Here is a 14,360-nt window from a genome sequence, read left to right as displayed (position 1 = left end):
ACATGGCATTACTCAGTGAATACGAACAACGGCAAGTGGCCGAAGCCATCGCCCGGGTCGAACAGCAGACCGACGCCGAGCTGGTGACGGTACTGGCCGCCCGGGCCGACGACTACGCCTATATCCCGCTGCTCTGGGCCAGCCTGCTGGCGCTGGTGGTGCCGGGGCTGGTGCACTACGCCACTGGCTGGCTGAACATGCACCTGTTGCTGCTGGCGCAATGGGCCACCTTTATCCTGCTGTGCCTGATCTTTCGCCTGCCGCGGGTCACCACCCGGCTGATCCCGCGTTCGGTGCGGCACTGGCGGGCTTCCAACCTGGCCCGGCGGCAGTTTCTCGAGCAGAACCTGCACCACACGGTAGGTAGCACCGGGGTGCTGATCTTTGTCAGCGAAGCCGAACGTTATGTGGAGATCCTGGTGGACGAAGGCATCTCCAGGCGCCTGGAAGACAAGCACTGGGACGGCATTGTCCGGGCGTTCACCCAGCAGGTGAAGCGCGGCCAGACCCTGCAGGGTTTTCTTGACTGCATCGAGGCCAGCGGCGAATTGCTCAAGCAGCATGTGCCCCTGACCCAGGCGCGCAACGAGTTGCCCAATCGCCTGGTGGTGCTCAACTGACCCACCTCCCTGTAGGAGCCGGCTTGCCGGCGAAGAGGCCCCAGAGCCTTGCATCGCCCTGGGGGGCGCCTTCGCTGGCAAGCGGAACGCCGCCCGGCCAGCTCCTACGGGGGCGGTGTTCCCGTGCGACGATTTTTTGCCGTCGGGGCAATAACTCCGTGCCCCGGCGAGCCATCCCCCCTAAAATAGCCGCCATTTCCTGATTCACACCGCGCATTGCCCGAGGCACCTGCTCCCATGTCTGTCACCGCTCCTTCCGCTCGCCCGGCGCCGGATCACCACGCCGATTTTCTGCAGTTGCTGGACACCAGCCTCGCGCAAAACGCTTTTATCAAGCTGGTACTGGCCAAGCACGTGGGCAGCGAAGCCGACCTGCAACGGCTGATCATCAAGCAGCTGACGGTCAAGGAGCAGCCCTGCCTGTCCTTCGTCTATCGCTACAAGACCCGCGACATCACCAAGAACCTGCCCCTGGCCGAGGGCCAGGCGCTGATCGCCGAGCTGCTGCCGGCTTCGTTCAAGAACGCTCACCTGCTGACCCTTACCGATGAAGTGCAGCTTGAGTACAGCAAGAAGGGCAAGAGCTCGCTGTTCAAGGGCAAGCCGCAAACCCAGCGTGATGTGCCGTCTGCCGAGCACAACCGGGAGAAGAATCGCTTTCTCGACCTCCGCCGGCCGTTCCTTGCCGACCTGGGGGTGACCAACAAGCAGCACGAGCTGATTCCGGCGATGTCGCGCAAGTGGAAGCAGATCAACAAGTTCATCGAGGTGTTCAGCCACGCCCTGGGCAGTTCGTCGATCGATCTGCAACAGCCGGTGCGGGTGGCGGACTTCGGCTCCGGCAAGGGTTACCTGACCTTCGCCATCCACGACTACCTGCGCAACAGCCTCAAGGCCCAGGGCGAAGTCACCGGGGTCGAGCTGCGCGAGGATATGGTCAGCCTGTGCAACGCCGCCGCGCAGCGCCTGGAGCATCCGGGGCTGGTGTTCAAGTGCGGCGATGTGCGCAGCGTGGCCCCCAGCGAACTGGAGGTGATGATCGCCCTGCACGCCTGCGATATCGCCACCGACTACGCGATCCACACCGGCATTCGCTCCGGCGCGTCGATCATCATGTGCTCGCCGTGCTGCCACAAGCAGATCCGCCAGCAGATCCAGAGCCCGGCGCTGCTCAAGCCCATGCTGCAATACGGCCTGCACCTGGGGCAGCAGGCGGAGATGGTCACCGACAGCCTGCGGGCCCTGTTCCTCGAAGCCTGCGGTTATGAAACCAAGGTCTTCGAATTCATCTCCCTGGAACACACCAACAAGAACAAGATGATCCTCGCGGTCAAGCGCGCCGAGCCCCAGGCCCCGGGCCCGCTGCTGGCGCGGATCGAGGAACTCAAGGCGTTCTACCAGATCAGCGAACACTGCCTGGAAACCCTGCTCAAAGCAGACAAGCAGCTGTAAGCGGCAAGTGGCTAGCTGCAAGCCAGGAGCTCTAGTACCCACTTGCAGCTTGTAGCTTGTAGCTTGCCGCTGTAGTAACTGGCTATTACCCGGCCCGGCCGATTGCGACTACCTTGAGTACTTCTTCTGTCCACGTGTTTCCTTGAAGGGAGTCCACTCCATGGCCGCGAAAAAGATCCTCATGCTGGTTGGCGATTACGTCGAAGACTACGAAGTGATGGTGCCCTTCCAGGCATTGCAGATGGTCGGTCATACGGTGCATGCGGTGTGCCCGGACAAGAGCGCCGGGCAGACGGTGCGCACGGCGATCCACGACTTCGAGGGCGACCAGACCTACAGTGAAAAGCCGGGCCATCTGTTCGCCCTGAATTTCGATTTCGCCAAGGTCAAGTCCAGCGATTACGACGCGCTACTGATCCCCGGTGGCCGGGCGCCGGAGTACCTGCGGCTGAACGAACAGGTGGTGCAATTGGTCAGGGAATTCGACCAGGCGGCCAAGCCGATTGCCGCGGTGTGCCACGGCGCGCAACTGCTGGCGGCGGCGGGAATTCTTGAAGGCCGCGAGTGCAGCGCCTACCCGGCCTGTGCCCCGGAAGTGCGCCTGGCGGGCGGCACCTATATCGATATTCCGGTGACTGCCGGCCACGTCCAGGGCAACCTGGCCACCGCTCCGGCCTGGCCGGCGCACCCTAGCTGGCTGGCGGGTTTCCTTGGCCTGCTGGGCACCAGGATCAGCCTGTAAGCGAGGGCCACGCCATGTGCGAGCTGTACGTCAAGGCCGACCCGATTCTCTACGAATCCCGTTCGCGTTCGTTGCGCATCTGTGGCGTGGTCACCACCCTGCGCCTGGAAAATCAGTTCTGGGACATCCTCAGCGAGATCGCCGAGGTGGACGGCATGACCACCAACCAGTTGATCGCCAAGCTGTATGAAGAGGTCATGGACTACCGCGGCGAGGTGGTGAATTTCGCCTCCTTCCTGCGGGTCAGTTGCACCCGCTACCTGAGCCAGCGCCGCAGTGGCGCCCCGGACCTGAGCCTGGTGCGTCGGCAAACCCAGTAGCAGGCAGGGGCCGAATGGCTACAGAGCCAGGCGCATGAGCCGGCGCAGGTCGGCGATTACCGCGGGGTTGGCGCCTTCGAGCACGTCCTCGCGGATCTGCGCGATCAGGGATTTCAGCAGTTCGGTCTGGCTCATCCGGGTTGCTTGCAGCAGGCGGGCCAGATCCTCGGCCACATAGTGATTCACTTTCAGCGACAGGCGTTTCATCGGCTGGCTGGCCGGCAGCCCGCGGGCCCTGACCTGTTGCTCCAGGTAGGCGGTGAACCCGCCGTGTACCTGCGCCAGGTCCAGCCCGCTCTGGGCACTCAGGTAATAACCGAAGAACAGCTTGCGCATCTGCACCCCGGCGTCCTCGGCCACCGAGTGCATGGCGGCGTCCAGCACATCGAGATAGACCGCCGGCAGCCGGGCCTCGATGGAGGTCAGCTGATGCTTGCGCGCTTCCTTGATCGCCGGGGTCGACTGCGGCGGAATCGCCACCGCGCTGGCGCATAGGTCGCAGACCCCCACCAGGATGTCCCGGGCCTGGCCCTGGCCATCGCTGAACGGCAGGTCGCGGCGCAGGTAGGTGATGCCAACGACCTGTTGGCAATGCTCGCAGAGCGCCTTGCCACGGTCGCCTTGCAGATACAGTTTCATGGATTGCCCTCATCGGTGAACGCTGATGAACCACGTCTCTGGCTCGATAAAATAGAACTTGATGTACCAGCCGGCTCGCTTGAGCACATGGACGGCAATCTGCGGGACGCTGTGGTGTGGGCTGCAACTGTGATCGCCGCCCCGGCAAGCAAGCACTATTTCGATCAGTTGCCGGGCCGAGATCTCGCCAGTGGCCAGCAGGTTCTTGATGTCGATCGAGCCACGTGTCGCGTGCAGGTAGTTTCCCGTTTGCAGGGCGTTGATCAGTTGCCGCCTGACCCGCCTGAAGCCTCTGTCCATGATGCCCTCTGTTTGTACGATATCCGTCGTACGAATTCAATGAGGAAACCACTGAAAGTGCCCGAAGGCATTTCAGTGGTGATCAAGGGGGAGCTCGATCCTAGCCCGGAAAGAGGGGGCGGCGAGGCCGGGTTAAAGGCTTGCAACAGATCTGTGGCGAGCCTCGGCGGGCACCGAGCACAGGGCATGCCGCGGTGCAGTGGGTGCACCGCGGGCGAGGGCGATTAGAAGAACCGGGTCACGCTGATCTTGGCGTTGCGCCCCAGGCTGGAGGCGTTCTCACCGCTCAGCGGTGGGCGGTAGTCGCGGTTGAACATGTTATCCAGGGTGAAATTGACTTCGGTGCCCTTGAGGTAGGCCTGCTGGGGTTTCCAGTTGGCGAACAGGCCGTGCACGTTGTAGCGGTCGTTTTCGTACTGGTCCCAGTAGGAGTCGCCCGCGGCGCTGGCCGGGCCGCTCGGGTAGATGTCGCTGGGCACGCGGTCGGTCTGGCGCACCCACTGGCCCTGCCAGCCCACTTGGGCATCCCACTGCGGAATCTTCACCCCCAGGGTGGCGACCCACTTGCGCGGCGGAATGTCCCGGGCCCAGACGTTCGGGCCCCAGGGGTTGGTGTAGGCGCCTTGATGCTTGCCGGTGATCCAGGAGTAGGACAGCGAGCCGAACAGGTAGGTGGAATCGTAGAAACTCTCGACTTCGAAACCCTTGATGGTCAGGTCGCCGACATTGCGGTAGACCCCGATCGTCGGCTGGTTGCAGGTATCACCGATGCTCTTGCCGGTGCTCAACTGCTCGGCGCAACCGATCCCCAGGTTCTTCATGATTTCGTTCTTGATGTCGTTGCGGAACACCGTGGTACGGATCTGCACGCTGTCGGACTTGGCCAGCACGTCGGAGAAACTGGTGATGTTACCGGCGCGCAGCGCGGTGATGCGTTCCGGGTCAAGGTTGCGGCTGGTGGACGAGCGGGTGGTGCCGGCCGACTGCACTTCATATTGTTCGTCGATCACCGGCGCACGCCAGGTCTTGCTGTAGTCGGCGAACAGGGCGAACTGCGGGGTGACGTTCCAGTATGCCGACAGCCGTGGCGACCAGCCGGTGTAGGTCTTGTCGCCATAGTCGTGGCCCACCACCGGGTCGGGGCTGTTGTAGACCGGCGCGTCGTTTTTCTCGCCACGGTTGCGCACATGGTCGTAGCGCAGCGACGGGGTCAGGGTGAAGTCGCCCAGGGTAATGGCGTCCTGGATGTAGAACGCGTTGTTGTCGACCTTGCCGTGGGGCATGAAGCCCGGTTGGTAGTGGCCGTAGTTGTACTTGGGCACTTCATAGGACTTGCCCGGCATCCACATGTCCACTTCGCGGGTATGTTTGCGGATCTGGATGCCATTGGTCAGGGCATGGTCCAGCGGGCCGGTGCTGAAGCGGCTGGTGTTTTTCAGGGAGAGGATCTTGTCCTCATAACCCACGGTGATCTTGCGTCCGCCCGAGGACGGCTGGATGAAGGAGGTCGCACCGCGCTCGTCGGTCTGGTCGGTGTCGGAGTTGGAATACTGGGCTTCGAAGTCGATCCAGGGGTTGTCCACCGGGGTGTACTGATATTTGGCCAGCCAGGTGGTGTCGATGGTGTTGCGCTGGGCCAGGTAGCGTTGGCTGGCACCTTCATAGCCGTACTTGATGATGTCGCCGAGCTTTGGCGGCGTCGGGTAGCTCTTGGCCGAGAAGGGCGCCCAGATGTTGCTGTCGGAGCGCATGTAGGTGAAGCCCAGGCGATGCTCGTCGGTCAACTGCATGTTCAGCTTGAACAGCTCGCCTTCCAGGTCCTGGGCAGTATTGGGCAGGCGCTTGGGGTTGATCGGGTATTCATTGCGCGGGTCGGGCTGGGCGCTGGCCAGTTTCATGTCGTCGCCATCGCGTTTGGTCCAGTAGGCCAGGGCATCGAAGCGATGGTCGTCGGTGCGTCCGTACACCGCGCCGGTGTAGGCCTGCTCATGGCTGTTGCTGCTGTAGCCGTACTTGACCATGGCGCCGGTGTTGCGGCCGTCCTGCAGCAAGTCAGGGGCGTCCTTGGTCTCCATGTGCACGGTGCCGCCGAAACCGCCGTTGCCGGTCTCGGGCGAGTGCGGGCCCTTTTCCACCACGATGCGCTTGATCATTTCCGGCTCGATGAAGATCGAACCCTGCTGGTAGCGCTCGAAGCCGCTCTTGGTGGCGCCATCGACGCTCAGTGGCACGTCCTCGGCATCCCCCAGGCCCCAGATATTGATGGTCTGGCCACCGGGTTTCAGCGAACCGCCCAGGCTCACGCCGGGCAAGGTGTCGATCAGGCTGGCGACGTTGGTGGCCTGGTGACGATCGATTTCCGCCTGGTTCAGGGTCGAGCGGCCAACACTGGAGGAGTCCACCTCGGTGCCGTTGCCGATCACGCTCATGGCCCCCAGTTGCAAGGCCGAACCGCTGCTAACGGTGGTTTCGGCGGGCCGCACTATGTAGGTGTTGTCGACCTTGAGCAGGTTGAACTGGCCGTCCCGGAGCAGATTGCGGATCGCCTCTTCCGGGCTGAAGTCGCCTTGCAGCGCCGGCGCCTTGGCATTGCGCAGCAGTTGTTCATCGAACAGCAACTGGATCTTCGCCTGTTGGGCAATCTGGCTCAGGGAGGCGGCCAGGGGCTGCGCCGGCAGTTGGAAATGCAGCGGCCCGGCATGCGCCTGCAGGCTGAATGCCAGGCAGGCGGCGAGCAGGGTCGGGCGGGTACGGACTAACGGTACAGGCAAGAACGCGCGAAACATGACTTCCCCCAAGGCGGCTCAAAGGCCAAAAAAGCGCTGCACACAAAGCGCGGACAGGAGGAAGACGGGGCAGTGCAAGAAAACCTCATATGCGAATGCAAAATATTCTCATGTATTGATTTCAACGGGCTTCGATCTTCAACTGACCGTTGGCCTGGACCCGGGTCTTGACCGGGATCAGCGCCGGCAGGGCCTTGATCAGGGCGTCCGGATCATTGACGTCGAGGTTGCCCGAGACCTTGTAGGCCCCCAGCGAGCCCTCGGCCAACTGCACCGGCTGGTGGCGGTAGAGGTTCAACTCGTCCACCAGGCTGGCCAGCTCGCGGTTGCGAAACGCCAGGCGCCCGCTGCGCCAGTCGGCCACTTCATCGCGGTCCAAGGCCTGCTGGCGCAGGGTGCCTTTATGCAGGTCGTAGGTGGCCTGCTGGCGGGCGCCCAAGAGTGTCAGATCCCCCGGCTTGCCATCAGGACTGAAGGCCACCAGGCCATGAGCCACGCTGACCACCAGCTGGCGCTGGCCACGGCGCACATCGAAGGCGGTGCCCACCACCCGCACCTTGGCCGCGCCGCTGTGCACCCACAGCGGGCGCTCCTTGTCGGCGGCGACTTCCAGGTACAGCTGGCCCTGCTGCAGGTAGATATCCCGCTGCTGGGCACTGAAATCGATTTTTACCTGGGTATTGGCGTTGACGTACAAGGTGCTGCCGTCGGGCAGCTTGAAGGCCCGGGCACCTTGCTCCTGGGCCGCAATCTGCTGCACATAGGGGCCTTGCGGCGTCCCCAGGTTGACCGCCAGCAGCGCGCAGAGCACGGCGGCGGCCACGGCCAGGGCCGGTCGCCAGCGCGGAGTCTTGCGCTGGGGCAAGGGCAGGGGCAGCGGGCGGCTCAGTTGCTGCAACTGGGCCAGGTCGACCCACAGCTGTTCGAACTCGGCGTAGGCCCGGGCGTGGGCCGGTTCGCTGACCCAGAGGTCGAAAGCCTTGCGGCTGGCGCGGTCCGGGTCATTGCGGTTGCGGGCGAACCAACTGGCGGCCTGGGCATCGATCTGCTCGTGCTCGGGGTCGTCGTGGAGGCCGGGAAAGCGGGTCATTCAGGCTGCTCCTTGCCATTTTCTCGTTGTAGGTGCTGCTTGCAGTGCAGCAGGGCAAAGGCGATGTGTTTCTCCACCATGCTTACGGAAATTCCCATGCGTTCGGCGATCTGCGCCTGGCTCAGCCCTTCGAAGCGGTGCAGCATAAGGGCTTCGCGGCGGCGCGGCGAGAGCTCGGCGAGGACTTCTTTCAATTGTTCCAGGCGTTGCAGGCGCTGGGCGGCGGGCAGCGGCTCGTGGCGTTCGTCGGCCAGGGGTTCGCTGTCGAAGCTGTGCTCGGGGTGGGCGTGCTGATGCACCTTGGAACGCACCTGCTGGTGCCGCCAATGATCGCGCAGCAGATTGCGTGCCATCTGGAACAGAAAGGCCCGGGGCTGTTCCACCTGGGCCCGGTCGCGGTAGTCGAGCCATTGGGTGAACACATCCTGGGTCATGTCCGCCGCGTCGCTGGCGTTGTCCGTGCGTTTACGCAGGAAATGCAGGATGTCCGCATAGAACCCGCGGACAGCCTCCAGCGACCTGGAGTCGGGCTTGGAGCGAGACATGGATATCCTTCTTGACGACGCGTTGAGCACAAGGTCGCGAATGATATCGAGAATTATTGCTATTTGTCACTTTGCCGATGAAAGACCCGCAATCCCTGTTTTCCCGGGCCAATCTCCCCTGTAGGCGCTGGCTTGCCAGCGAAGAGGCCCTCAAGAGCGCCTTCGCCGGCAGCCGATTCAGATCACGAAAAACCCATGGGTGCCATCCCGGCCCAGCTGCGCCACCAGGCCGAATTCCCAGTCCAGGTAGCCCTGCATCGCCTCCTTGGGATTGTCGGTGCCTTCATAGGGGCGACGGTAGCGGTCGATTCGTGGCGCGGCCAGTTGCTGGCGGCTTTCCTCCAGGGGCAGGCCGGCCTCGATCCAGGCCGCCGTGCCGCCGCTCAGGACAAACACCGGGCGCTGGGTCAGGGCCTGCAACTGCGGCGCCACGAAGCGCGCCAGCAGGCTGCTGCCGCAGGTCAGCACATAGCGCTGCGGTTGCGGCAGTTGCGCCAGGGAGTCCTCCAGCTGGCTGGGCAACGCCCACCAGGCGCCGGGGATATGGCGCTGCACATAGTGGGCACTGGCGGTGACATCCAGCACCAGGGTGCCGGGCTCCTGCAGCCAGCCGGCGAGGGTCTGCGGGCTGATCTCCTCGGTTGGCGCAACATCCGGCAGGGGCTGCTGCCAGGGGCCGCGCACACTGAAATCACTGGCGCGCAGGCCGTCGAGCACCGCCACCTGCCAGCCCATCTGTGCCAGCCAGGAGGCGCTCATATTGGCCCGTACGCCGTCATCGTCCACCAGCACCAGGCGTGCGCCACGCACGCTGGCGAAGTGGTCGGTTTCCTGCACCAGCTGGCCCCCCGGGGTGGAGCGCGCGCCGGGCAGGTGGCCAGCGGCGAATTCCTCTGGGGTGCGCACATCGAACAGATAGCTGGTGCGCTTGGCCTCGGCCTGCCAGCGCCGCCACTGGGCCAGGTCGATGCGCGCCACATCGGCGCGGTCGGCCACCGCCCGGGCCGCCACCTGGGCCTCTGTCCGCCGGGCTTCATCCACCGCCTTGAAGCGTCGGCTCTGGCCGTGTTCGAGCTTCTGCCCGGCCAGGGTCCAGCCGATGGTGCCATTGCGCAGTGCCGCCACCGGGTTGGGAATACCGGCGTTGACCAGGGACTGGGTGCCGATGATGCTGCGGGTGCGCCCGGCGCAGTTGACCACCACCCGGGTGCGCGGGTCGGGGGCCAGTTCGCGTACCCGCAGCACCAGCTCGGCGCCGGGCACGCTGGTGCTGCCGGGAATGCTCATGGTCTGGTATTCGTCGTAGCGCCGGGCGTCCAGCACCACCAGGTCGGCCTGCTGGTCGAGCAGGGCCTGCAGTTCCTCGGCGGCCAGTGACGGGGTGTGGCGCTCGGCTTCCACCAGTTCGCCAAAGGCCTTGCTCGGCACATTGACGTCCTTGAACAGTTCGCCACCGGCGGCGCGCCAGCCCTGCAGGCCGCCTTCGAGCAGGGCGACATCGCTGTAGCCCAGTAGGCGCAGGCGCTGCGCGGCACGCAGGGCCAGGCCTTCACCCTGGTCATAGACAGTGATGGGGGTGTCGCGGCGGGGAATCCGCGCATACAGCTCCAGCTCCAGTTTCGACAGCGGGATATTCGCCGCGAACAGCGGATGGGCCTCGGCGAAGGGCGCTTCCTCGCGCACATCGAGCAGGGCCAGTTCCTGGCGGTCGAGCAGGGCCTGGCGGATCTGTGCCGGGCTGCGAGTGGGGAAGTCGGTCATTGCAGGGGCTCCTTCGACAGGTCCCAGAGGTTGGGCAATAAAGGGTTGGAGTAACCGGAGACAAAGGGTTTTTCATGGCCGTCCGGGTCATATACCGCACGCCGTACCGCACCGATATTGGCGCCATAGACATGGATGCTGACCGACACCCGATCGCTGTGGGCATTGCTCACCTGGTGGATATCGCCAATGCGCGGCGACACCGCTTCCACCTGCCCCGGCACCAAGCGTATCGGCGCCCCCGCAGGCTGCAGGCGACCGTCGGCCAGGCGCTCGAAGCCCTGGGAATCCTCGGCGCCGCGGAGCATGCCGATCAGCCCCCAGACCCGGTGATCGTGGATCGGCGTGCGCTGCCCCGGGCCCCAGACAAAGCTGACGATGGAGAAGCGCTGGCGCGAGTCGGCATGCAGCAGAAATTGCTGATAGCGCTGCGGGTCGGGCTGGGCGAAGGCTGCGGGCAGCCAGTCGTCCTGGGTCACCAGGCGCTGTAGCAGCGTGGCCCCCTGATCCAGGACTCGGGCCTCGTCGGGGTGGCTGTCGAGCAGCTCGGCCAGGGCGGCGATAAAGTCCCGCAGGCGGGCGAAGTTAGGCGATTCGATGGCTGGGCTTGGGGCGTTGTGGGGCATGGGCTCCCTCCGTGGACACAGGAAAAACGCCGCGAACTACACGGCCGAGCTAAAAGATATTATTCTTATCGAACATTTTTCCAGTCATTCATTATGCGAAAAAAGAATGAAGATAGATGATCTGAATGCCTTCGTGGCCGTGATCCGCTGCCAGACCATCAGCCAGGCCGCCGATGCCCTGCAACTGACCCAGCCGGCCATCACCCGTCGCGTGCAGAATTTCGAGGAAGCCCTGGGGGTGGAATTGCTGGACCGCAACACCAAGCCGCTCAAGCCCACCAGCATGGGCTTGCGGGTGTATGGCCAGTGCCTGGAAGTGCTACGCAGCATCGATGCCCTCAACGAGCTGGTGGCCAATGACGGCGCCCCCAGCGGCGCCCTGCGCATCGGCGTGCCGCAGACCATCGGCGATGTGGTACTGCTCGACGCCCTGAGCCAGTTGAAGAACCTCTACCCGCAGTTGCAGACCTCGGTGGCCACCGGCTGGGGCAGCCACCTGCTGAGCAAGGTCGAGAATGGCGAGCTGGATGTGGTGGCGGCGCTGTTTCCCTCCGGCAAGGTGTTTCCCGAAGGTGTGGTGGGGCGCTCCCTGGGCAGCATGAACCTGGTGGTGGTGGCGGCCCGTGGCGAGGTGCGCAAGCGTTCCTGCAAGCTGGCCGATTGTTACCAGCGCGGCTGGGTGCTCAACCCCGACGGCTGCGGTTTCCGCGCCGGCCTGCAACGGGCCCTGAGCGCCCAGGGCCTGTCGTTGCAGATCAACCTGGAAACCTTCGGCACCGAGCTGCAGCTGGGGCTGATCGCCAACGGCCTGGGTTATGGCCTGGTGCCGCTGCCCTTGCTGGAGAACAGCAGCCACCGTGACAAGCTGGAGATAGTCCCGGTCAGTGATTTCAAACCGGTGATCGACCTGTGGCTGATCCACCCGCGCTTTCTCGGCAACCTGCAGGAACCGGTCAGCCTGTTCGGCGAAATGGTCGCGGCCCGGGTCGGCTAGGTCGGGAGAGCAGGCGTCATGTCTAGGTGTGATTGAGGGGGGAGAGCAGGCATGCGGGTCAGTTCGCCGGCAAGCCGGCTTCTACCTTTTTAATCATTGTTTTGCATTTAATGCATTTGCTTGAATGCAATTTTTGTATATTAAGTTAGAAGAAAAACGAATTTCACGGACGTTTTTCATGCAGTTAGCATGGGCTTCAACGCGCTGAAATAGGGACATTGAAATGCCTGCGCACGCCCTGCTGAACCTGTTTTTCCACGGCCTTGCGTCGAACCTTGTTGGTCGCCCCTTGAACCAGGCGGCCCGCCCATGAGCCTTTCCACAGTGCAGGCGCCTGGCGCCACAACGCGTGGCGCGCTCGATCCGGAATCCGCCGAGTTCGCCGATCTGTTGCAGCAACTGAGCGAGGAGTTCGCCGCCACGGCGGCCCATTACGATCGCCACAGCGAGTTTCCCCATGCCAATCTGCGGCGCCTGCATGAGCATGGCCTGTTGGCGCTGACGGTGCCCCGGGCCCTGGGCGGCAGCGAGGCGACCCTGGCCCAGGCGCGGCGGGTGATTGGCGCCGTGGCCCGGGGCGAGCCTTCCACCGCGCTGGTGCTGGTGATGCAGTACCTGCAACACAGCCGCCTGCAACAGAATCAGGCCTGGCCCCTGCACCTGCGCCAGCAACTGGCTCGCGAAGCAGTGGCGCAGGGCGCGCTGATCAATGCCTTGCGGGTCGAGCCGGAGCTGGGCACTCCGGCTCGTGGCGGCTTGCCGGCGACAGTTGCACAGCGGGTGGATAACGGCTGGCTGCTCAGCGGGCGCAAGATCTATTCCACCGGCATTCCAGGGCTCACCTGGCTGGCGGTCTGGGCCCGTAGCGACGAGCCCGAGCCTCGGGTCGGCACCTGGCTGGTGCATCGCGACAGCCCGGGCATCCGCATCGAGGAAACCTGGGATCACCTGGGCATGCGCGCCACCGGCAGCCACGACGTGATCTTCGACCAGGTATGGGTGCCCCTGGAGCAGGCGGTGGATATCCAACCGGCCGATGTCCCGCGCCCCTCGGAGCTGGACAGCAAGGGCGTGCTCTGGCTTGCCGTGCTGTTGTCGGCGATCTACGACGGGGTGGCCCGGGCCGCTCGCGACTGGCTGCTGGGCTGGCTGGCCCAGCGCACCCCGGCCAACCTGGGGGCGCCACTGTCGAGCTTGCCGCGCTTCCAGGAATTGATCGGGCGTATCGATGCCTTGCTGCTGAGCAATAGAGTACTGCTGGATGCCGCTGCCGAAGGGCGCATCGCTCCCGGCGAGGCGACCCAGGTCAAGTACCTGGTCACCAGCAATGCCATCAGCGCCGTGGAGCTGGGGCTCGAGGCCATCGGCAACCCGGCGCTGGCCCGGGGCAACCCCATCGAGCGGCATTACCGCGATGTGCTGTGCAGCCGCATTCATACGCCGCAGAACGATGCGATTCTCGGCGCCGTGGGCCGCGCCGCCTTTGCCTTGCCCAGTCGGGGAGCCCAGGTGTGACGCGGATCGCCAGCCAGCTCGACGCGGGCTTCAACCGGCAATTGCGCCAGTGGCTGCCCGGGGTCGAGGTGCTGAGCCTGCCGCGGGGCCTGCCGGTGGATCTGCCGCAAGATGTGCGGGTGTTGCTGGCAGCGCCTCACGCCGATTTTCGCGATGCCCCCGAGCCGCCTGCCGGCTGGCCCTTTGGCCTGGGGTTCGTGCAACTGGTGAGCTCGGGCCTGGATTACTTCCCGCCCTGGCTGTTCGAGCGCTTGCCGGTGGCCAGTGCCCGGGGTTGCACCGCCGAGAGCATCGCCGAGTTCGCCCTGGCGGCGATCTTTGCCGCCGCCAAGCATCTGCCGGAGTTGTGGATCGATGGCGCCGAGCATTGGCGACAGCGGCCGCTGGGCGCGGTGGCCGGCAGCACCCTGGGGCTGTTCGGCTTTGGCCATATCGCCCGCGAGCTGGCACCCAAGGCCCAGGCCCTGGGCATGCAGGTGCTGGCGCTGCGGCGTTCGGCAACGCCCTTCGAGGTGCCCGGTGTGTTGCCGGCGGCTGATCTGCAGGAGCTGTTCGCCCGGGCCGATCATCTGCTGCTGGCGGCGCCGTTGACCGCGCAAACCCGGCACATCATCGACGCCCACGTGTTGGCCGCGGCCAAGCCCGGGCTGCACCTGATCAATATCGCCCGGGGCGGCCTGATCCATCAGCCGGCCCTGTTGCAGGCCCTGGACAGTGGGCAACTGAGCCTGGCCAGCCTGGATGTGGCCGACCCCGAACCCTTGCCCGATGGCCACCCGTTCTACCGCCATCCGCGCATTCGCCTGTCGCCCCATACCTCGGCCAATTCGCCCCGGGTGTATCTGAATGTCGCCCGTTTGCTGGAGCGCAATCTGCAGCGCTGGCAGGCCGGGCGGCCACTGGAAAACCCAGTGGCGATCGAGCCTGGTCATTAGCGGCGAGCAGTGCCGCAACTCACAACCTATAGAAG

Annotated in this window: 14 protein-coding genes; 7 read left to right on the top strand and 7 right to left on the bottom strand. The window is 64.6% G+C overall.

The features are described 5' to 3' along the window. Positions 1 to 2 precede the first annotated feature (2 nt). The 4 genes from J4P02_RS21890 (at position 3) to J4P02_RS21875 (ending at position 3,134) form a co-directional block, all read left to right on the top strand. On the top strand, positions 3 to 620 hold the full coding sequence (locus J4P02_RS21890; protein ID WP_426194143.1) for a TPM domain-containing protein: 618 nt from the start codon (positions 3 to 5) through the stop codon (positions 618 to 620). Positions 621 to 857: 237 nt separating this feature from the next. After that, complete coding sequence (locus J4P02_RS21885) at positions 858 to 2,072, top strand: class I SAM-dependent methyltransferase (RefSeq protein ID WP_426194141.1); 1,215 nt, start codon at positions 858 to 860, stop codon at positions 2,070 to 2,072. A 160-nt stretch (positions 2,073 to 2,232) separates the two neighbouring features. After that, complete coding sequence (locus tag J4P02_RS21880; protein ID WP_426194139.1) at positions 2,233 to 2,814, top strand: DJ-1/PfpI family protein; 582 nt, start codon at positions 2,233 to 2,235, stop codon at positions 2,812 to 2,814. A gap of 14 nt (positions 2,815 to 2,828) precedes the next feature. Beyond that, positions 2,829 to 3,134, top strand: coding sequence for a ribbon-helix-helix domain-containing protein (locus tag J4P02_RS21875; RefSeq protein ID WP_426194137.1), 306 nt, complete (start codon positions 2,829 to 2,831; stop codon positions 3,132 to 3,134). An 18-nt stretch (positions 3,135 to 3,152) separates the two neighbouring features. On the opposite strand, the gene J4P02_RS21870 is transcribed toward J4P02_RS21875, so the two are convergent. The 7 genes from J4P02_RS21870 to J4P02_RS21840 form a co-directional block, all read right to left on the bottom strand. Further along, a complete protein-coding gene (locus J4P02_RS21870) occupies positions 3,153 to 3,773 on the bottom strand; it encodes a hypothetical protein (RefSeq protein ID WP_426194135.1) in 621 nt (206 codons plus the stop codon). A gap of 9 nt (positions 3,774 to 3,782) precedes the next feature. Then, complete coding sequence (locus tag J4P02_RS21865) at positions 3,783 to 4,073, bottom strand: hypothetical protein (protein ID WP_426194133.1); 291 nt, start codon at positions 4,071 to 4,073, stop codon at positions 3,783 to 3,785. A 224-nt stretch (positions 4,074 to 4,297) separates the two neighbouring features. Further along, positions 4,298 to 6,859, bottom strand: coding sequence for a TonB-dependent hemoglobin/transferrin/lactoferrin family receptor (locus tag J4P02_RS21860; RefSeq protein WP_426194131.1), 2,562 nt, complete (start codon positions 6,857 to 6,859; stop codon positions 4,298 to 4,300). A gap of 121 nt (positions 6,860 to 6,980) precedes the next feature. Next, positions 6,981 to 7,949 (bottom strand): FecR family protein, encoded by a 969-nt coding sequence (locus J4P02_RS21855; protein WP_426194129.1) that lies wholly within the window; start codon positions 7,947 to 7,949, stop codon positions 6,981 to 6,983. Beyond that, the gene (locus J4P02_RS21850) at positions 7,946 to 8,494 is read right to left on the bottom strand and encodes an RNA polymerase sigma factor (protein ID WP_426194127.1); all 549 of its coding nucleotides are present in this window, start codon (positions 8,492 to 8,494) and stop codon (positions 7,946 to 7,948) included. The genes J4P02_RS21855 and J4P02_RS21850 overlap by 4 nt, the downstream gene beginning before the upstream one ends. A gap of 177 nt (positions 8,495 to 8,671) precedes the next feature. Then, complete coding sequence (locus J4P02_RS21845) at positions 8,672 to 10,255, bottom strand: rhodanese-related sulfurtransferase (RefSeq protein ID WP_426194125.1); 1,584 nt, start codon at positions 10,253 to 10,255, stop codon at positions 8,672 to 8,674. Beyond that, the gene (locus J4P02_RS21840) at positions 10,252 to 10,881 is read right to left on the bottom strand and encodes a cysteine dioxygenase (protein ID WP_426194123.1); all 630 of its coding nucleotides are present in this window, start codon (positions 10,879 to 10,881) and stop codon (positions 10,252 to 10,254) included. The genes J4P02_RS21845 and J4P02_RS21840 overlap by 4 nt, the downstream gene beginning before the upstream one ends. Positions 10,882 to 10,987: 106 nt before the next feature. Between J4P02_RS21840 and J4P02_RS21835 the strand changes: the two genes are divergently transcribed. The 3 genes from J4P02_RS21835 to J4P02_RS21825 all read left to right on the top strand — a co-directional run bounded on the left by J4P02_RS21835 (position 10,988) and on the right by J4P02_RS21825 (position 14,325). Then, positions 10,988 to 11,875, top strand: coding sequence for a LysR family transcriptional regulator (locus tag J4P02_RS21835; protein WP_426194121.1), 888 nt, complete (start codon positions 10,988 to 10,990; stop codon positions 11,873 to 11,875). 309 nt (positions 11,876 to 12,184) lie between these two features. Further along, positions 12,185 to 13,390: an acyl-CoA dehydrogenase family protein gene (locus tag J4P02_RS21830; protein WP_426194119.1), complete on the top strand. Its 1,206-nt coding sequence runs from the start codon at positions 12,185 to 12,187 to the stop codon at positions 13,388 to 13,390. Then, positions 13,387 to 14,325, top strand: a complete 939-nt coding sequence (locus tag J4P02_RS21825; protein ID WP_426194117.1) for a D-isomer specific 2-hydroxyacid dehydrogenase family protein — start codon at positions 13,387 to 13,389, stop codon at positions 14,323 to 14,325. Before J4P02_RS21830 ends, J4P02_RS21825 begins: the two co-directional genes overlap by 4 nt. Positions 14,326 to 14,360: the final 35 nt, after the last annotated feature.

It is taken from the genome of Pseudomonas sp. NFXW11 (assembly GCF_049887815.1).
Classification (GTDB): Bacteria; Pseudomonadota; Gammaproteobacteria; order Pseudomonadales; family Pseudomonadaceae; genus Aquipseudomonas.
The sequence above is the reverse complement of the archived record's forward strand: the minus strand, read 5'-3'. Positions and strand labels throughout refer to the sequence as shown.